At 70.4% G+C, this 19,546-nt stretch carries 8 protein-coding genes; 4 read left to right on the forward strand and 4 right to left on the reverse strand.

Annotation, left to right across the window (positions count from 1 at the left end; translation table 11 throughout):
* Nucleotides 1-14: 14 nt before the first annotated feature.
* Genes WMF24_RS16345 through WMF24_RS16355 form a run of 3 tightly spaced genes read right to left on the reverse strand, consistent with a single transcriptional unit; the run spans nucleotide 15 to nucleotide 6,474 of the window.
* Nucleotides 15-2,951 carry an SNF2-related protein gene (locus tag WMF24_RS16345; protein ID WP_437737338.1) on the reverse strand — a complete coding sequence of 979 codons (2,937 nt, stop codon included), beginning with the start codon at nucleotides 2,949-2,951 and terminating at the stop codon, nucleotides 15-17.
* A complete protein-coding gene (locus WMF24_RS16350; RefSeq protein WP_437737339.1) occupies nucleotides 2,948-5,128 on the reverse strand; it encodes a phospholipase D family protein in 2,181 nt (726 codons plus the stop codon). The genes WMF24_RS16345 and WMF24_RS16350 overlap by 4 nt, the downstream gene beginning before the upstream one ends.
* Nucleotides 5,125-6,474: a hypothetical protein gene (locus WMF24_RS16355; RefSeq protein ID WP_437737340.1), complete on the reverse strand. Its 1,350-nt coding sequence runs from the start codon at nucleotides 6,472-6,474 to the stop codon at nucleotides 5,125-5,127. Before WMF24_RS16355 ends, WMF24_RS16350 begins: the two co-directional genes overlap by 4 nt.
* Before the next feature lie 200 nt (nucleotides 6,475-6,674).
* Between WMF24_RS16355 and WMF24_RS16360 the strand changes: the two genes are divergently transcribed.
* Genes WMF24_RS16360 through WMF24_RS16375 form a run of 4 tightly spaced genes read left to right on the forward strand, consistent with a single transcriptional unit; the run spans nucleotide 6,675 to nucleotide 14,929 of the window.
* Complete coding sequence (locus WMF24_RS16360) at nucleotides 6,675-12,218, forward strand: CHAT domain-containing protein (protein WP_437737341.1); 5,544 nt, start codon at nucleotides 6,675-6,677, stop codon at nucleotides 12,216-12,218.
* A gap of 15 nt (nucleotides 12,219-12,233) precedes the next feature.
* Complete coding sequence (locus WMF24_RS16365; protein WP_437737342.1) at nucleotides 12,234-13,226, forward strand: hypothetical protein; 993 nt, start codon at nucleotides 12,234-12,236, stop codon at nucleotides 13,224-13,226.
* Nucleotides 13,223-13,852: a hypothetical protein gene (locus WMF24_RS16370; RefSeq protein ID WP_437737343.1), complete on the forward strand. Its 630-nt coding sequence runs from the start codon at nucleotides 13,223-13,225 to the stop codon at nucleotides 13,850-13,852. Before WMF24_RS16365 ends, WMF24_RS16370 begins: the two co-directional genes overlap by 4 nt.
* Before the next feature lie 54 nt (nucleotides 13,853-13,906).
* On the forward strand, nucleotides 13,907-14,929 hold the full coding sequence (locus WMF24_RS16375; RefSeq protein ID WP_437737344.1) for a viperin family antiviral radical SAM protein: 1,023 nt from the start codon (nucleotides 13,907-13,909) through the stop codon (nucleotides 14,927-14,929).
* A 173-nt stretch (nucleotides 14,930-15,102) separates the two neighbouring features.
* Here the strand turns inward: WMF24_RS16375 and WMF24_RS16380 are convergent, their stop codons facing one another.
* Complete coding sequence (locus WMF24_RS16380) at nucleotides 15,103-19,296, reverse strand: protein NO VEIN domain-containing protein (RefSeq protein WP_437737345.1); 4,194 nt, start codon at nucleotides 19,294-19,296, stop codon at nucleotides 15,103-15,105.
* Nucleotides 19,297-19,546 lie beyond the last annotated feature (250 nt).

Below are 19,546 nucleotides of genomic sequence, written 5' to 3' on the forward strand. Positions count from 1 at the left end.
GGAGACGCGTGGCTTCACATGGCGGTGTCGACCCTCGGTTGGAGATCAATCCGCAGCTCCATCGCGAACTCCGCCGGCAGCTCCGGTGGCTCCTCGTCCCCGAGCGTGTACTCGGCGAAGTCGGGCCTGGCGCCGAGCAGGAACTCGAGCCACTTTTCCCGGCTTTTTACCGTGCGGTACAGGCGGTCGTCGATGGTGCGGTGCACCAGCGGGTACAGGATATCGAGCGTCGCGGCCGGATCCTTTTCGCGGAGCTTGAGCGTGAGCGAGCCCAGGCGATCGATGCGCCCGACCCGCTGCTCGAGCTGCGCCGGGTTCCACGATAGGTCGTGGTGCACGATGCGACGGCAATGGCGGTGCAGGTCGAGCCCCTCCTGCATGACCTCGTTGGCGATGAGGATCATGGGGTAAAGCGGCGTGTTGAACGCCTCCCGCAGCCGCTCGCGGCTCTCGCTCTCCCCGGTCTGACGCACGAGCTCGCCCGTCGACATGGGACCATCGAGGATATCGCACTGCTGGGAGCCGTCGCGTCCGCGGAAGTAGCGCAGGAAGGCGCGCAGGCGCTCGAGCCATGGGCGGCCCGCCGGCGTGAGCCAGAAGCCGTCGATGAAATCCAGGAGGGGACGGGATTCGATGCTCTCGATGTTGAGCCCACTGGCGCGCGCCGACGCGAGCACATCGGCCAGGAAGGGGACCTGGCGGTACGTCAGGAAGCGGGCGAGCCGCTCGATGACGTGCACGCGCATCTCGAAATCGAGGCCCTCCAGCTCGCTGCTGAGATAGCCCCAGAGGTGCGGCCGGTGCTGCGCCACGAGCGCCGCGGCGTCCTCGCCGATCGTCCAGTCCGGCGTCTCGCCGCCGGACTCGTCGTTCTCCAGATCGTCGGGCTGAAGGTCGAGGCCGAGCGTGAGGAACTCGGGGGCGGTGAGGGCGCGGAGGGCGTCGTCGTAGGTAGCGGCGCCGTCCGGACAGGACGAGCGCCATAGGTCGGCGGCCGCCTGCTCCACGCAGCGCTTGAGGAGGCGGTAGTCGAGCCGCGAGGCGCTCGTGCGGCCGGTGCGCAAGCCGGCCCGCCGCGCGTTCGCGGCGGCCACGATCGCGTCGAGGTGCTGCTCGGCCCAGTCGCCGAGCGCGACGAGCGACTGCAGGTAACGCTCGCGCAGCGCGAGGTAGAGCGCGTCCTGCGACCTGTGGAACCGGGATTGAAAGCGCGTATGGCGCCCCCGCGCGCGGTCGTCGCCTCCGCTCACGTCGAAGATGTCGCTGTGCGCGGCGCCCGGGTAGGCGCGGCGCCACCGGTCGAGGAGGCGGGCCTCCCAGGCGGCGGTGAGCTCTCTGGCGAGCTCGGTGCGGGTCTCGACGCGCGAGCAGAACACCAGCGTCTTCTCGCCGCGCTCGGCCGCGTCCAGCGCGTCCTCGAGGACGAAGCTCAGCTTCGGATGCACGGCCGAGCGCTCGCCGAGCGCGTCGAGCACGTCGCGCATCAGGCGGCGGTAGCCCTCGGCCGGCGCCGGGAGGCTCTCCCGCACCTCATCAGCGAGCAGCGCGCCCTTCCGCGCCGCCCCGTAGGACGAGACCATGTTGATCTCGACGGCCGCCTTATGGGTGCGCGCCTGCTGCCGGAACAGCTCGGCGATGAAGCGCTCGTAGACGAGGAAGGGCAGGACATTTGACCCCTCGGGGACGCGCCGGCTCCGCCTGTGCTCGCGGTACACGCGCTTGTCCTCGCGCAGGCTGCGGATCATCCACGTGCGGAACCCCGGCTCGATCCTGTCCCGCTTGAGCGCAAGGAGTTCGCGCGCCGCGCTCGCCACCGCGCGCAACGTCGGGTCGTCGACGGTCCCGGCGAGCCCGGGATCGGCGGCAAAAAGCCGCCCGAACTCGGCCGCCGCCCCCGGATCGAGCCGCGCCCACGCCTGCTGGAACGCGTCGTAGGCCCGCTGGTACTCGCAAATGTCGGCGAAGAGCGCGTCCGCGCGATCGAGGATATCGGCCGGCGCACCGTCGGCGAGGGCGAACAGCGCGAAGACCTGGCGCAGCTCCCCGATGTCGAGCTGGAACGGCGTTGCCGTGAGGAAGAGCGCCTTCCGGAACTTGCGCTGGAAGGTGGTGGTCACGGCCACGGACCGCACGGTGTCGGCATTCTTGAGCTTGTGGGCCTCGTCGAGGACCAGGAGGTCCACGGCCGGCAGCAGCGCGCGCACGAGGCGGAACCGGGCGAGATCGAGCGCGCGGCGTATGACGTCGCGCCGAGCGAACGCGGCGGTGCCCTCGTCGCGGTACATGGCGTCCAGCGCCTTTCCTTGGTCCTCGTCGCCCGTGCCGCGGAAGACCGCCTTCAAGTGGGGGAGGAGCTCGTCCAGGCCCGCGACGCCGAGGAACCGCTCCTGGCGCACATCGACGCGCTCGAGCGCGCCGTCGCTGAAGCTGCGCAGGATCGCGTTGGTGGTGTTCCCGTGCAGCTCCTTCCAAAAGCAGTAGAGCGACAGGAGATAGGCTTGGTCGCGGCCGCCCCGCACGCTGTTGAAGGCGGTAATCGGGGCGATGGCGATGCGCTTCTTCCTGAAGGCGGCGACGAGATCGCCCATTGCGCGGACGGCGATCACCTCGTCGGCGAAATTGTAGATCTTGTTTGGTCCCTCCCTGAACCTCTTGAACTCGTTCTCCCATTTGGTGTTCAGATCAGGACCCGGGGTGAGGACGAGGATCCGGCTCTTCGGATCCGCGTGGCGGAAGGCGGCGACGACGCCGAGGGCCTCGAAGGTCTTGCCCATGCCGACCTCGTCGGCAAGGACGACGCCGGGCTGGCGGTCGAGGAGCGCGAGCGCGCGCAGCACGGTGTCCTCCTGCCTCTCGATGTCGCGCCGGGAGATGCCGTCCGCGCCGGCGTGCGCGTCGAGGCGGAGAAAGCGCTGCAGCCAGGCGCGGTCCCGTTCAATCATCTCGATCATGATGCGACCCCGTAGTAGTTGAGGATCCGCTGGACCCAGGGGCGGCCATCGTCCGCAGGCTGGAGCGCGGCGAGGTCGGCGTGGAGCCCGCCGGTCAGCTCGGCGAGGATCTCTCGCTTCCTCGGCGCGGTGGCGTCCTCGGGGAGCTCCACCTCGGCGAGCGTGCGGAGGAGCTCGGCGCCGTAGAGCCAGGCCTCGTCGCGGGTGAGCCCGTCGGGGACACCCACGGCCTCTCGCATGCGCTTCCACACCGCCGCAGCGCCGAGCGGGCCGAGTAGCATCGCGCGGAGCGCGGGGGCAGAGAGGCCGGGCTCCGCGAGATCGTGCGCGATGCCCCACCAGGCCTTGAAGACGTCCACCGGCCCGAAGCCGTCGCCGAAGATGGTCTCGAGCACCGACTCCATGCCCACGCTGGAGGGATCGCTCCGCAGGCCCGCGAGGCGCTCGACCCCGATGCGACGCCCGAGCAGCGCGAGCAACTCGCGCAGGTCGAGATCGTGCAGCGCTGCGCTGGCCGGGAGCATGGCCAAGTCGCGCACGAGGATGGGGATCGTGAACTCCCGCCCGCACGCCGCGAGCACAAGCTCGCAGGGCGCATTGGCCAGCGTGAAGCCCTCGACGCGCGTCGGCTCGCCCGGCGGCCCATCTCCGGAGGCGAGTAGCTGCCCCGCATACGTGAGCAGGAACGGCCCGAGCGGCGCCGGGCCTTCGTTTGCCCAGGTCACGGTGAGGGTCCGCTGCTCGGCGTCGTGGATTGCGGACTCGATCCAGACGGCGAGGTTGGACTGGCTCTCCGGGAAGACGCGCTCGGCGAACTCGACCGTCTCGACGCGGCCGTGGACGAGCGCGGGCGCGAAGTCGGCCAGCGCGTGCTCGCCCTCGAGCACGAAGGCGACGGCGAGCTCCACGTTGCCGCCCTGCTCGACGTCCTGGAGCAGCGCGCGGCGCGAGGCGTTCGGGGAGCCGACGAGCACGTAGGTGAGCACCTGGCGGCGGCGCTCGACGGTGACGGTGAACAGCTTGGCGTGGAGTGGCCGGTTCACCCAGAGGCCGTCCTCGCGCCGCCGCGCCGGGTGGAGCCAGACGTGGACGTCGGCGCCATCCTTACGGAGGCGCTCGACGATCCGGCGCGGCGCGAAGGCGACTACGCCCTGGACCGGCCGGGCGCGCCCCTCGGCGATCGCGGCCTCGAGCTCGCCGCGCGGGCGGCGGCGCGCCACGCCGTGGCGATCTTCGAACTGGATCTGTGCCGCTGTCACCGCGGTCAGGGTCAGGTAGTCGACCGAGGGCTCCTTGCCGGCGCCTCCGGCCGTATCCCACCGCCAGAGCCGGCCGATCTCCCGCTCCAGCGCGACGTTTACCGGTGCCGATGGCGCGGCGGCCGGATCGTCATCCCACAGGAGCCCGAGATCGAGGGCCGGAGACCGCGCGGGGCGCGCCCTCATGAGCGCGTCGAGCACCGACGAGATCTCGTCGACGTCGGCCGCGTCGGCGTCGTCGCGCTCGAAGAAAGGCGCGAGGACGCCCACCCGCGTGAGCCGCGCGTCGGCCGGGAGGAGAGCCAGGAAGCGCGGGAGGATGGGGTGGCGGGTCGAGTGGAGGATCTGCAAGGAGGGCGCGCTCGGCGCCGCTGCCGTGGCCGTGCCGAGGCGGCGCGCGAGTTCGTCGCGCACGAGACCGAGCTGGGTGCCGGGAGTGCGCGCGAGGCCGGCGATGTCCGCGAGGAAGCGCTCCAGGTCGCGCAGGAGCGCGGCGTCCTCCGGCGCTTCGTAGCGCAGGTCGCGCAGGAAGAAGAGCTCGGTGCGCTCGCCGTAGCCGCCGCGGGTCAGGTTGCCCGAGCCGATCTGCACGCGCGCGAACTCCTCGAACAGGAGGAGCACGAGCTTCGGGTGGAAGACGCGCGTGTGCACCTCGAGGAGATCGTAGGGGAGCCGGCGGCCGGGCTGGCGCATGCCGGCGTCGACGATGCATGCGACCGGCGTGGCCTGGAGGGCGCGGATCGCTTCGTCGTGGAAGCGCGGCGCCTGCTCCTGCGGATCCGAGGTGAGGCGCAGGACGGCGCGCAGCACCTGCTCCTCGAAGAACGCGGGATCGAACGTGTAGGAGCAGAAGACGGCGCCGTAGCAGGGCTCCTCGGCGACGAGGCGATCCAGGGGGCGGGCGGATCCGAGCTTCACGCGAGCCTCCCGAGGTCGGCAAGGAGGCGCTGCACGACCGGGATCTTCAGGGGCGGGAAGGGCACCTGGGCGCGGTGGCCGGTGTACGTCGTCAGATCGACGACGATCTTGCCGCCGTCCTCTCGCAGCCAGCCGCCCCCGTGGTGGCGGTCGTGCTGGACGCGGCGGTGATAGGCGAGGAGATGGGCGAGCGCGTCGTCGGTCGAGGCATCCCGGAGCCGGGTCACGAGCTGGAGGAACGCGCCGCCGTGCATCGGCAAGCTGCGGAGGCGCGGGGCGAGGGGCGCGTCGAGCAGCTCGGCGCAGGCCCGCTGCAGCGAGGAGGATGCGGCGGCGGGGAAGGCGGCCTCGGCGACGCGCTGGCGGGGCGCGATCCAGCCGGCGCTGGTGGCGGCGTCGTAGGCGGCGTTCAAGCGCGAGAGGACCTCGCGGGAGGCGCGGCCAAACGCCCTGGCGAGGACGAGGTGGTCGAGGAGGGTCGAGGAGAGCTCGCCCCAGCGGCCCGCCAGCGCCGTGTCGAGGACGGCCTCGGGGTCGAGCACGCCGTCGTCGGCGGCGCGGCGGATGAGCTCCGAGAGGGGGAGGGTGATCGGATCGCGCGCCTGCCCGAAGAGCACGTCGTAGAGCCGCGCTTGCTGGGGGCCGCGGTGGCGCTCGCACAGGCAGGACAGGCGCGAGCGCTCGCCGAGCGACGCGAGCGTGATGCCCGCGTGCTTGCGCTCGATGGTGCGCCGGTCCGGGTGGAGCGCGGCGATCGCGTAGGCCTCGTAGCTGCCGATGCGCGCGCCGGAGTCGGGCTCGTCCCAGAAGGCCTCGAGGATGCCGCGCGCGACCGGCGACGGGCGAAGGGTGCCTGGGAGCACGAGCCCGGTCGCGCGGAGCGAGGACAGGTACGCGCCGAGCCCGCCCAGCTCGGACTGGCGGGAGATGAGGGCGTAGTCGAGCCGCAGCGGCCGCTCTCCGCGCGTCCAGGCGCGCTTCACGCCCAGCACGCCGCGCATGGCGTCGGGATCGCCGCGCTCGAGCGCCCCGTCCCGGAACTCCGTGACCGCGAGCGCCCAGAAGCGCTCCCACTGCTCGAAGAGCCGCGTGCGGGTGTCGTCATCCGGGGGTAGCTCGTGTTGCGCCATGGCGCGCTCCGCGAGGTGCAGGCCGTAGAGCACCACGGCGTAATTCTGCGGGCGGTTGGTGCGCGTCGTCAGCGCAGGGAAGAGCCAGAGACCGACCTGCTGGGCGAGGTAGTCGAGGGCGAGCGGATCCTCGGGGGTGAACTCGGAGTCGGCGGCGGGGCGGGCGGACCAGTAGAGGGCGGTTTCGAGGCGCGGGAGCGGGGTGAGCGAGACCATGGTCAGGGGTGCGGGCGAGCGCCATGGTACATGACCGGCGAGCGGTCCTCGTACGGGTGCAGACGCGTGCTGGGTACCTGTGCTGAGATGTAGGGTGCCTGCAGGCGCGCACCGGTGCAGCGTCGATCGGCGCTGGCGCATTCGGGGAAACTTCCTGGCGGCGAGCGCTATCTCGGAGAGCCCAAGCTGAAGGACGCCCCATGCCGCACCGCCCCTCTCGTCAGGATTTGCTCGCTTCCCGGACCACTCTGGACAGAAGGATCGCCTTCGAGGAGGAGGTGTGTTCCACTCCGCTCGGCCGGAGGTCCTGGGCGCTGCGTCAGAAGGCGCTGGAGCTCATCCACCGCGGCCAGGAAGAGAGCGCCTTCAAGCTCTACGAACAGGCAGCCTCCTTGCACGCCGAAGGTGACCGAAGCCCTGCGGCCGCGATGTGCTGGTACGATCTGGCGGAGTCTTACACGCGACGCCGCGTTGGGGTGCGGCTCGCGAATTTGGCTGCCGCCGAGGGCTTCTACCGGAGGGGGCTCGCCTCGCCGGCTGTGGAGCGGGATCCCCATCGCGCGGCTAAGGTGCGCAATGGCCTGGCGTCCTGTCTCCGTCACATCGCGAAGGAACAGCTGGGCGAGCCGCGTGAGACGCAACTCCTGGACGAGGCGGCGCGGCTGTTCGAAGAGGCCGTTAGCATCGCACGGCAGGGCGGCGTCATCGAGTGGCAGGCCGTGGCCAGCTATCTCCACAACTGGGCGAATCTGGAGGCCCAGCGAGAGCGCTGGAACGACGCCATCCTGCGCATGGATCAGGCCGAGGAGTACGCGCGGCGCATCACGATCCCCGAGGAGCCCCGGAGCGGCGACGATGTACTCTCCCGCATCCTCGTGCACGCTGCGCAGAAGCGTCTCCGCCGCGACGCGAACGGCGATCGGGAGCGAGCGATCGCGCAGCTCCGGGAGGCGGTCGAAATCGCGCACCCGGGATGGATCGACCGGGCGCGCCTCGCGCTCGCCGCCGCGCTCCTGGGGGCGGGGCCTGCCCGGCGCGACGAGGCCCTCGTCGAGCTCCGCGGCGTGCGCGCGGCGCGCCTCACCTCCGAGGGGCTCCGCGAGCTGGCGGACGTCTACCAGCGTGCGGGTCTCCGCCAGGAGGCGCTGCGGGTGCTCCACCGCCTCGTCCAAGACGCCATGGGCGAGTGGCATGAGGCCATGGCCACGCACTCCGCGTACATGCGGGTGTCGGAGGCGCAGGAGGCCGCGCACCTCGCCGCCCGGTTGTACATCGAGGAGGGCGATGTGCTCGAGGCGTTCATCACGCTCGAGTACACGTCCGGAACCCGGTTCAGCGAGGCCTCCGACATGTACTGTCTGCGCCCCGCAAGCGCCGTCGGGCGCGCGCTGAAGGACCGGCACGCGAGTACCGGCGCGCTCGCCGTGGAGCTCGAGACCCTGAGCGACCAGCTGGCGCTCGTGCCGGACGAGCACCGCCGTAAGTACGTGCAGTTCGTGCGAGCATCGCTCCGCGAGGCTCGGGCGGACGCCGAGGCGCGGGGCTTCGACCTCGGCGGGATGACATGCAACACGGACGCCGTGATGGCCGAGCTCGACCGCGCCGCGCAGCGCTCAGACCCGGCGGGGTACCTGCGGCGGCGCGCGGAGCAGGTCAAGGCGGAGGCCGTGCGCATCGAGCGCCGGCTCATCGAGATCGCGCCCGAGGCCAACCCGTACAGACGGCCGTGGGTCTACCGGCTGACCGCCGACTTGCTGCGCGATCTGCTGCGGGAGCACCGCGATCACGCGCTGATCCGGCTGAGCCTCACCGCGGACCTACTCGTACTCGCCGTCTGGCTCGAGGGAGACGAGCTCGTGGCGCGGTCCCATCGTGTGCGCGTCCCGGAGCACCTGCACAGCCGCCTCGCGCTGCACCAGCGGGATCCGGAGCAGGCGCCTGCCCAGGATATCGCTGCGGATCTGCTCGCGCTCGACCTCAGCCCCGCGCTGCCGCCTCAGCCCATGGCGCATGCCGTGGTCCTGCCGTCGTTCATGGCCTCGTTTCTCCCGCTCGCCGCGATCGGACCGGCGGGCGGTACCCTGCTCGACCGTTTCGACGCCGTCACCTGCATGCCCTGCCTGACGCCGCTGTTCGATCGGCAGTCACCCCACCCGCCGCGCGCCGGGTTGCTCACGGTCGCGCCCGGGCAGACATGTCACCACGGCATCGCGCTCGACGTCGCGCTCCCGGGCGAGCGACAGCTCACGGATGCTGCGGCGACCGTCGATCGGGTGCTGGAGGCGGCGCGCGAGGCGGACGTGGTCTGCTTCTACACCCATGGTTGCCACGAGGGAGAGCTCGGCCCAGAGATCCAGCTTCACGACGGAGCCCTCGATCGCTCCCGGCTCGACGCGCGCTGGATCGGCATGGAGCGCGTCGAACTCTGGGCCTGCCAGTCCGGCGTGAACCTGCCCTATGATTTCTTGACGCCGCCCGTCGACGAGACGTTCGGGCTGGACAACGAGCTCCTGAACGTCGGCGTGCGCAGCGCGATCGGGACGCTGTGGCGCGTGCCGGACCTGGTCACCGCGTGTCTCGTGCATCGCTACCGTCGTGGTCTCCTCGAAGGCCGCGCGGCGCCGCGCGCCCTCGCAGACGCCCAGCGCTGGTGGCGTGACGAGGGCGTGCGCGCACTGGGACAGCGCCTGCGCTGCATGCCGCCTCGGGAGGCGCTCCGGGATTTCGCCCAGCAGCTCGGGCTCGGGACGACCATCGACGAGGCCCATGTGGACGCGCTCCTCGGGCCTGCGCCCGCGGGCGGGCGCTCGGAGGAGAAGGTCGAGCGCGTCCTCGCAAGGCTCGCCAACCCGCTCTCGTGGGCCGGGTTCCGCTTCGTCGGGGTGGCCGAGCGGCGCCCGAGCGCGCCGTGGACCGCGGACCATGGACGGCTGCTCACCCCGGCGGAGCGGGAGGAAGTCGAGCGGCTGCTCTCGGAGAGGCCGGATGAGGCCGGCGCAGAGCCCTTGAGCTACGACGACTGGCAGGAGAAGCAGCACGCGGAGGCCACGTCGCTGGAGCGCGGCGCGCGGCCAACCCCGGACCAGGCGATCCGTGTGGCGCGCCTCTACCGCGACCGGGTGGTCTCGTCGCACCGTCTCAACCTGCTCTGCGGGCTTGCCTGGCTGCACGAGGCGATCGCGTCCCTGGAGCAAACGACCAAAGGTGCGAAGCAGCAGAAGCTGGCGCGCCAGCGGCTGTCGCTGGAGGCGGCGTGGCTCTGGATCGACGTCGCGCGTGGCGAGGCCCTGAACGGGATGGAACTCGCCCTGGTGCGGCCGCCGCCTGTCGCCGTGGTCCGCGCGCGCCGGATGCTCGAAGGCGCGCCGGACAGCGTTCATGCGCGCGCCGCCCGCGCCTGGGTCGATTTCCTCGACGCTGGCGACGGCGGCGTCCCGACAGCGGACGGGTTCGAGGCGGCGCTTCGCTGCGCCTGGGAACAGTTGGCGCCGGTGATCCGCGGGGAGGTGCCGGACGGCTACGAGGGCCTGCGAACGCTGGCCGCCGTGTGTGAGCTGGCGCTCATCGCGCCGACGTTGCTGCCCGACGCGGTCGAGGTCTGCCTCGCCCGCGCGCGCCCTCGCGTCGAGTCCCCCAAGTGGAAGCCTGGCCTCGCGGCCTGCGGCTTCCGCCTGCGCAGCGCCGTCGCCCTGCTCAGTCGGCGCGCGCGCGAGCGCATTGCGCTTCCGCTTGCCGGGCCGGGGCTGCTCACTCCGCGGGAGCTCGCGCGCGAGGCATTCACCGCCGCCCTAGAGCACGAGCGAGCTGAAGTACACGAGGCCGCCTCCTCCGAGCAGCACGTGCACCGCTGCTTCGACGCGCTCGAAGGAAACCTATGGGGCTATTGCGATGACGACCGTTCGTCGCTCTGGCGGTCGAGCGGGACGCTCGGATCTGCCTACCGGCGCCTCTCCGGCCTGGTCCTCGAGTCGTATGTGCGCCGGGCGCCGTCGGAGGAACTCGCCACGCAGCTCATCGCCATGTTGAACTTCGCGTCCGATCTACGACTCGTGGCGCTCTCGCGCTGGGTCCGCCTGTTCGAGCCCGCGCCGGGCAGTCCGCTCGCTGGTCTCTGGGAGTATGTCCGTGACCGGGAGATGCTGCTCGAGCACCTGGACCAAGCCGCGGTCTTTCCGGATCTAAAGCGGATCCACAGCTCCCCGCCGCGCGTCCAACCGCACAATCTCGATCCTTTCCGGTGCTCGTCGGAGGAGATCGTGCGCAGATCCGCGGGAGGCATCGATCTGCTGCCCTGGTCGCTCGCCGACCTCACTGCGCACCGCGACGCGAAGACCGCCGCCTTCGGTGCGGCGAGCAACGCGGAAGAGCTCACCCGCGCGGTCGAGGACCTCTGGAGGACCTTCCGCGAGCACGAGGAGACGATGCGCGCCTCCGGAGCCCCGCTCCCCGACGTGCCGATCGCACAGGCGATTGATCCGGGTATCCGCCTGGACGACGGAGAGCTCCTCCTCCGCCGCCTCCCGCCGGGGACGGTGGTCCTTGGCATGGCGCTCGGCCCCGAGGGGCGCCTGATCGCGGCGGCGGTCTGGAGCGCGGACGGTCGCACGCAGCAGCGGGTGCACCTTGCGGATGCCGAGGCGGGCTGGCAGGTGCGCTACCTCCTCGCCGAAATGCACGTCTTGGCCGCTGCCGAGGCGACGCCGGCTCGCGGCGCTGCTGGCGAGCGGCGCGAGCGCTGGGGCGCATTGCAGGAGCGGCTCGGTCCCGTGCTCAATGACGTGCTCGAGCCGGCGCTCGATGGGGGCGCCCGGCGGGTCGCCGTGCTCGCGCCCGGCGCCTTGCGCCCGCTGCCCCTGCTGGGCGTCGTGGTCGGTGGCCGCCCGCTCTTCGAACGTGCGGCCGTGCTGCACCTGCCGTCGCTCGGGTTTGCGCGCGTGCGCGAGGAGGGGAGCCGAGATGCGTGCTTGCTTGGCCGGCAGCGCGCCGCGGGAGACACGTCATTCGGCGAGAGCGCGATCGAGACGCTTCGCCGGTGGTTCGAGCCCAGGATCCTCCGCCCGCCGCGCGAAGTGACCACGATGATCGTCGAGGTGGATCAGCTCGAGCCCATCGCCCGCACGCTGCGCTCGCTGCGCCTCTACGGCGCGGGCAGTGCCGTGACCACGAGCCCGGCGCTGGCGTGCCTGACCCTCGAAGGACAGCGACACTTCAGCGAGAACAGCACCCGGGGGCTCTTTCTCCCGCGGTGCGAGGTGGAAATCTGGGGCGCGACTTCCGGGAGCGGGCCGGTGGAGGCGATCCTGCGCGATGACCGCGATCAGATCCCCGGGCTGGCCCGGAGCTTCCTGCTCTCCGGGGCCGTGGGGGCGCTCGATCTCGCATGGCCGGTGCCCGATCTGGTCAAAGCCCTTGTTTGCGAGCGTTTCGGCGTCGCGCGGAGGGCGGAAGGCATGACCGGCCCCGCCGCGCTCGCCGCCGCGCTCGCGTGGTCCGCCGAGACCCTCCAGCAGTGGCGCGGCGCCGCCTCCGGCGCGTGGGGCCCCGGCGACGCGCTCCGGTGGCTCGACGAGGCCCGCCGCGCCGCGGCGCGGGACGCCGGGCTGCGCTCCGAGTCGGTTGTCGCGTTCGCGGCGCGCGCGGACGCTCCCTCGCTCGCGGGCCTCTCCGTCCCAGAGATCCTCGATGAGGCTTGTTGCCCTGCGCATCTCGCCGCATTCCGCTGGTGGGGTTGGCTTGAAGGCTGAGCAATGAAACCGGACGTGAAGTACCAACCGATCGAAGATTTCACCCGCGAAGGGCGCCAGCGGCTCGTTGCGGAGCGGGGCGAGGAGATTCGTTTCCTGCTGGATAAGGCGTTCACTGACTTCCTCGACGCGGAGCCCGATGTCAGCCTCGCGGCCTTCGGCTTCCGCGGCGACGATCCGGTCTCCGAGGCCGTCGAGTGGGCGGTCACGCGCTTTGCGGACGGCCATGTCGATCCTGCGGAGCTGTCGAATGGCTCGCGCAGCTTCCGCCTCTTCACCGAGGTCCGTTTCTGGCTCAGCCAGAAGGCCGGACAGCAGGGCTACCAGCGCATCCTAGCCGCGGCGAAGCGTCCCCGAAGCCCAGCGCTTCTGGAGGAGATGCCCGCGGCAGAAGCGGATCCCGATCTGGAGGTGCTCGCCTTCGTCCGGGCGCTCGCCGATGCTCTCCCCTCATTTCGGGCTCGCACCTGCGCCGACCTCCTCGGCTATTGGCTGGAGGGCACCAAGCGGCTCCGGCGCGACTGGTTCGGCTGGCACGAGCGCGGTGAGCTCTCCGAGGTCGCGGAGCGTCGCTCGAAGAAGCAGCGCAGCATCCACACCCACGACGCGATGTTCCGGTTCCTGTGCTGCTTTCTCCAACTCGTCCCCGGCGCGTCCAGCGCGGCGGAGGACCTCGCGCTGGAGCTCACCAGCTTGTCGGGCTGCCCGGACAGGCCGCCTTACCGGGTGCCGGACCGGGATGTCTGCGGCAAGCTCGCCCGCTTCGGCGTGAGTGGTCCGCGTCAGGTCGGCGCGCTCCGGAAGCAGGGGGCGCGCTCGTTCCTGCACCGCTGCCTCGATCGGGCGCGCGCCGACATCGACACGGCGCCCGGCCGGCTCGCCTCGGCGCTCATCAGGAAATCGCTGAGCCCGACGACACTGCACGCGCTGGAAATCGAGGGAGATATGGCGCTCCGCGCGCGCATCGACGAGGTGCGCAGCGGGGCGGACCAGGAGGAATACACATGAGCCATCTTCCGGATGCCGGCACCCTGGACGCGCTGGTCCTCGGCCTGTCCGAGGCCGCCGATGAGCATGCATGGGAGGGCTTGGTAATGCAGCCCGGCGGCGCCGAGGCGTGGCGTGCGGCGGTCGCGCGAAGGCGGCGTCTCGATGCGATCGCCGGTGCGGTCCGCGGAAGAGCGTGGCTCGCCCGTGCGATGCGGCAGGTCACGGCGCTCTCCCGCCGCGCGCGCACGCCGCTCGACGTCGAGCTCTCGCTAGATTTTCCTGACGCGCAGCTCCAGCCCTTGGTCAACCCCATGCTCGGACCGGCAGAGGAGCGGGAAGCGGTCGAGGTGCTGCGACCGGCGTGGGGGCGGATCGTTCCGGTCCACCTGCCGCGCGGCGAACGCGTGACGCTGCACGCGGTCGAGGGGCAGGGTGCCATCGACGTGCGTTACCTGTGCAGGGATCAAGAGGGGTCGCTCCCGGAGCGGACCTGGATGCTCGAGGCCGACGAGGCGCCGGTGCTGCTCCTCGCGCTCGTCGGCGCGCGGACTGGGACCACCCTGCGCGAGGCGCTCGAGCAGGCCACGGCGATCGCGGGGGTCCTCCTGCTGGAGGCACCAGCAAGCGGGGAAACTTCCACGTGAACGGGGCTATCGGCGTGCCCGGAGCGATCCGCCGGGCCTGCCGAGGAGCCACCAATGAGAATCGTCGCTGTCAACTACCACCTCTACAAACCCTGCAACCTGCGCTGCCGCTTCTGCTTCGCGACCTTCCGCGATGTCCACGAGAGCCTCGCGGTCGCAGACGCCCTCCGGCTGCTGCGCCTCCTGCGCGACGCCGGATGCGAGAAGCTGACCTTCGCTGGCGGGGAGCCGACGCTCCACCCGCGCTTCGGCGAGATCCTGGCCGAGGCGCGCCGCCTCGGCTTCGTGACCTGCGCCGTCACGAACGGCGCCCGCCTGGCGAACATTCTCGAGGGCCAAGCCTCCGACCTCGACTGGCTGGGGTTCTCGATCGACTCGGCGAGGGAGGAGGTGCAGGCCGCGCTCGGGCGAGGCTCAGGGGACTATGTACAGAAGACTCAGGCCCTGGTCCATGAGGCGCGGAGCCGGGGCGTGCGCATCAAGCTCAACACCGTCGTCACAAGGCTCACCTGGGAGGAGGACATGTCCGAGCTCGTCCGGCGCGTGCGTCCGGCGCGGTGGAAGGTGTTCCAGGTGCTGCCTGTGGCGGGGCAGAACGACGGCTCCGTCGAGGATCTCCTCATCGATGGCGACCAGTTCCGCGCGTTCGTGTCGCGCCACCGCCAACTGGAAGCAGAGGGGCTGGGTCCGATCGCGGAGGACAACGAGGCTATGACTGACTCGTACGCCATCATCGATCCCTCGGGCCGCTTCTACGGCAACTCCAGCGGCCGTCACGTCGTGAGCGCCCCGATCCTCGACGTAGGGGTCGAGACGGCGCTGGCGCAGGTTGGGTTCGTTCCCGAGAGGCTCGCGGCCCGCGGCGGGGTGTATGCGTGGGAGTCCGCGCCCCAGCCCGAAAGCCTCCTTTCGCGGGCGCCGCTCGTCCGTTTGGCCCAAAAATCATCGGCAGATGAACTGATCTCGGAGGAGGCGCTTCCGGAAGAACTCGCGAAGCTAGCCGTCGGCGATTTTTGCGATCATCTCGGAACTCCGACGAGAGCGCCTGGACACACAGCTTGTGTAGATCGACAGTAATGTTTGCTGTCGCTTGACAGCTGATCATCACCGCACGGCACGTGAGTGGACCCGCGTTCCCAACTCGTTGGATACGCATGCGACGTACGCCGCCTCGGCTGGAGTACGGCGCGGTCCTGGTTACGCGAGCGGGTGGGCGCTACCTTCGGTGACGGCGATCACGAGCGCCGTGGTCACGTAGCCCCCGCAGCACCCGGACGAGCCGTACGCACCCAGAGGTCCTTGGAGACCATCGAGAGCTGTCCCTGGGAAGCGAGCCCGACCGGATCGCGGATGATGTCGAAGATGATCGGGCTGGATCGCACGAAGGCGACCCGCACGATGAGATAGCAGTGGGTGCTGCGGCTTTCATGGCAAGCCTGCGCGCGAAGCCACTCGTTCATTGTGAGCGGGAACGGTGCTGCGCCGTCGCCGGAGGTTGCCTTCACCTCGATCTGACACTCTACCGGCGTAGCACAGCCCGAGAGCATTCCGGCCACGTCGATGTAGCGAAAATCGTAGCCGGCCTCGTCGTCGCCGGCCGAGAAGCCGTAGACGGTGCGGTTGTTCGATACCCATGCTAGCTCGTCGAAATCCGCGAGTTTGGCGCGAAACTGCTCGTAGACGAAGATCTCCCCCAGTGCGCCGTTCAGGTCCCGCTCTGCCTTCGGCTCGCCGGAGGAACTCCCGCTGGACGCCCAGTGACTACGGGATCCCTTGCCTGGCGGGATGGCACTGATGGGCGCGCGTGGACCGCGGCCGAGGGACAAGAGGTCGAGACCACCGTCGACGAAGCTGCGGATACGGGTGCCGAGCGCTCCCGCGGTTCCCAGGGCGAGACATTTTCCGATCGCGTCTTCTTGCTCCTTGGCTCCAAAGATCTCGACGAAGCGCGGCGGAGGTTTCGGAGGTGCGCCGGAGCCCGGCAACGGGCCGAGTTCGGGCAGGAGAACCCAAAGTTGGCGCCAGTTGATATGTTCGTGGAATGCGCGCTTGTCCGACAGCGTCTTTGCCGTCTTGGGCGCAGCGGCATGAAGGGTTCGCTGAAGGGTGGCGAGCACGCCGAAGCGGTTGGCCCAGAACCCCGCCGAGAAGGCGGCAACCCGTGCATCCGCGGTGATCGATGATCGGTCGATCGCCTCGCCGTGATGTGGGGCGAGAGGTACGGCGACAGTGAGCAACTCGTCGCGCGTGGTGCTCGCTTCGTGCGTGCGTCTCGCTTCCGGATCGCGCCTGTAGATCTCCTTTTCTCTGGCCGTACCCAGCCCGTTCAGCAGCGCGCACCGAGAGCCGGGCGATGCGGCGAGGAGATCCATTGTGCGATGGTGGAGCGCCCCGAGCGCATCGGGACCTCCCGCACGCCGGAACGCCGAATCCGCCACAGCGAGCAGACGAGCCAGCACCTCATCGGCCGCTAGACGCAGTCCACAGACCTCGTCACCGGGCGCCGTGCCCGCGATCTCTTCGAGCGCACACTGCGCGGCAACGAGATCGACGCCGGCGCGGTGTGCGGCTTCGGATTTCAGTCCCTGGACAAGCGCGTCGGCGGCTTCGTTCCAGGACGCGCGCGTGGACGCGAAGGACCATGGGGGCAGGGTAAGTACCGCGCGGGCGCGTTGCCAGGCATCCACCGGGACGGCGGCCGCATCCAGCACCACGAGCGAGGCCTCCTCCTCGCCGTTCGCCTCGACGGCGCGGAGCAAGGCGGTACGAAGGCCGCCGCCCAACCACGCGTCGAGGTCGTCCACGCTACCGACGTGCTCTTCCCAGCCGGCGTGGAACTCGGCGAGATCGTCCTGGCCGCGTGCTGTGCGGACGGCGAACGCAGCGCTCCGCAGAGGCTTAAGCTTGGCGGCTTGCCCGCGCCGGGTGAAGGCTTGGATGGTCTCGCGATCGGCGTGCCCGATCTGACGCTCGGCGAAGAACACCTCCACGTCTCCTTCCCCGAGCGCTCTGGCGTACGAGGACCACAACTCGCGATAGGCGACGCCCGCGAGCGGCCAGGTCGCCTCGGCGATGTCCGCGGGCCTCGCATCGCTCACAACATGGAGTGTACCTGCCTTTTTATCACAATAGGCGCGAACGGTCGGGGGCTTCCCGTCTCCCGGAGCGAAGGACCCGCGCTGGACGCGGGTCCGCTCCAGCGCAGCCCAGAAGTCTGTGAAGTCCCTTTTTCGAGGATCCACGTCCCGGCGGCCCGGAGCGAAGACCAGGAGCATGCCGAGATCGGTGGGGACGTCGCGGTCCCGGAACGCTTCGTCGAGCACCTCGAAGAGCGGTCTAGGCTCCACGCTGGGGGCCGCGACGAAGCCCGTGTCGATGGGTGCCTCACTCGTAGTCACGACGCGGTGGACGCCGAGCAGGGCGCGCAACCCGATGATGAGCGCTTGGACGTCGCGCATCGCCGGGAGCTGCGTGGCGCTGTTCAGATCACCCACGAACACCGCGCGCGTCGGATCGTCGTTTATAAAGACGACGTCAACCGTGCGGAGGTCGACCGCGATCATCGACCCTCCACGCAGGAGGAGCACCGGCCGCAGCGGGAGCCGCTCGAGCCGCGCCGGCGCATCGTCGCGGGTTCTGGCGCTATGAGCGCGGATCGCGTTCCACAACTCGCCAAGGAGTGCGCGGGCGGCGAGCGGACGCCGGTCCCGCGCGTCGACGGGGAGGGCTGAAAATTCGTGGAGAGCGTCGATGACCCGCTCCAGGTTGGCTTCCCCGAGCGTGGTGATGCCGAGCTGCCGGAGGAGAGAAACCGCCTCGGTAAAACGCGCCGGCACCGCGGCGAGGAGCCGCGTGCTGTCCTTGCGACGGTCGTCGGAGGTGAGCCAGAAGGCGCGTGAAGGCGGGACGAAGTCCGGGTAGACGTCGCTCTCGGTCGGCACTATAGGCCAGTCCTTCGTGCGGATCACGTGCACCCAAAAGGCCGGAGCGGAGGACGAATCGCTCATGTCGGGGCGACGGATCTCAGTAGTCGTCGCCGCCTGGTACTCGCCCGGCTGGGCGAGCACCAGCTCGATCACAGAGGCGCGCGCGTGGTCGTGCTCGAGGCCGTCGATCCACTGCACCTTGGCAACTTCGTACGGTTGCCCCGACTTCACACAGTTCGGACGCTCTGCAATGACGTGGAGGTAGTCTTCCCAGAAGCGTTTGGCACCGGTGATCGGGCAGGAGACCGTCTGAGGTGCGAGGCGCTCGTTCGAGTAGCTCTTGAACGCCGGGCAGGAGCGCTCGGAGGTGAGCAGGCGCGGCCGCGCGGCGACCCCGAGCATCTCCATGCCCATGCGCCACCAGGCCCTCGCGTCTGCACCGTCATCGCGGGTGCAGGCGGAGAAATCTTCCCACGGGACGAGGCGACCGCGAGGGCGGCTTCCGTACGCGCGCGACAGCATCTCGTCCGATTTCCCTTCGAGCCAGCCCGGGCCCAGGTAGACCGTGTCTGGAGCCACCCACGCCCACGGTTCGCCGGCACGCCCGGCCGGCACAACGAGCCGGGAGACGTCGACGCGCGTCCGCATTTGCGGCTTGAGGCGTTGTACGAGCCGGATCGTGAACCGAAGGAGCTCAACGGCGACCTCGCGGCGCCCGGCGTCCTGCGTGATCTCGGCGAGCCGGGGGACGATCGCGTGGCGGACCAGATCCTCCACGCGCGGGCGCGCCACGAGCCCGGCGCCCGCTAGCGGGGAGAGCTTCAGCACGAGCGGCGTCACGTCCTTCCGCGTCCCCGTCCGGACGGGGATGGCGTTTGAGTCGAGAAATCGGAGCGCGCTTTGGACGTCCTCGTGAAGAGCTTCGACCTCGATCTCCTCATCCTCGGCGGCCTCCGTGCTCTCCGCACGCCGCATCGGCTCAAGGAAGACCCGGTCGGCCGCGCACGCGAGCTGGTCGGCGGCCACGGGCAGGATCTTCTGGTCCGCGAGCGTCTCGATGGGGAAACGCCGGAGCACCCAGTCGAGGAACGGTTCCCAGAAGGCGGAGCCGGCGGCGCGGTTGCGCTGCGCGGCGCGCTCAAGCAGCGATTGTCCCTGTACGGTGCGGGAGAGGAATCGCTTGTCGGGCACGACGGCAAAGGGCTTGTGACCGGCCAGGGCATTCAGCAACGTCCGCGCGGAGTCGAGGAGCACGGCCTCCGGCAGCACGAAGCCGGCGGTCTGGCCTTCCTCCTCGAAGCCGGCCGTGAGCCTGCGATACATGGAGACGTCCTCCACGTGTGGCATGGCGAGCGCAGCGCCTGCCAGGAAGGACGCTCCGTCCGCCGCGAGCACAACCTCCTTCCATGCCAGTCCCTGCGGCTCCCGGAGCTCGCTGAAGAGGGCTCCGCCCGTGCCCTCCATCGCGAGTGTCACGGCGCGGCGCTCCTCCAGCAGAGGCGCCTTGTAGACGGCCACCCCGATCCGCAGATTTGTGACCCTCGCGTCGTTACGCCTGGGGCGAGCGCCGGCGGCCGGGAAGTTCGCCAGCGCGAGGGGCGGCGGTAGAGATCGCGCCCAAGCAGCGCGCCGAAAAGACGAAGGCCCTGGGTAGCGACCAGGGCCTTCCGGGGATCGGCGACAGACCGATGTTCGGCCTGTCTCGCACGACCCAGCCGCCGAGGGCAACTTCTCGGCGCGCTCGTCCGGGGACTCGTGCAAGGCAGCT

It is taken from the genome of Sorangium sp. So ce1335 (genome assembly GCF_051521615.1).
GTDB lineage: Bacteria > Myxococcota_A > Polyangia > Polyangiales > Polyangiaceae > Sorangium.

Excerpts from the sequence above, each read along its gene's own strand:
- WMF24_RS16345 (WP_437737338.1), bottom strand. The coding sequence starts at position 2,951 with ATGATCGAGATGATTGAACGGGACCGCGCCTGGCTGCAGCGCTTTCTC.
- WMF24_RS16355 (WP_437737340.1), bottom strand. The coding sequence starts at position 6,474 with ATGGTCTCGCTCACCCCGCTCCCGCGCCTCGAAACCGCCCTCTACTGG.
- WMF24_RS16360 (WP_437737341.1), top strand. The coding sequence starts at position 6,675 with ATGCCGCACCGCCCCTCTCGTCAGGATTTGCTCGCTTCCCGGACCACT.
- WMF24_RS16370 (WP_437737343.1), top strand. The coding sequence starts at position 13,223 with ATGAGCCATCTTCCGGATGCCGGCACCCTGGACGCGCTGGTCCTCGGC.
- WMF24_RS16375 (WP_437737344.1), top strand. The coding sequence starts at position 13,907 with ATGAGAATCGTCGCTGTCAACTACCACCTCTACAAACCCTGCAACCTG.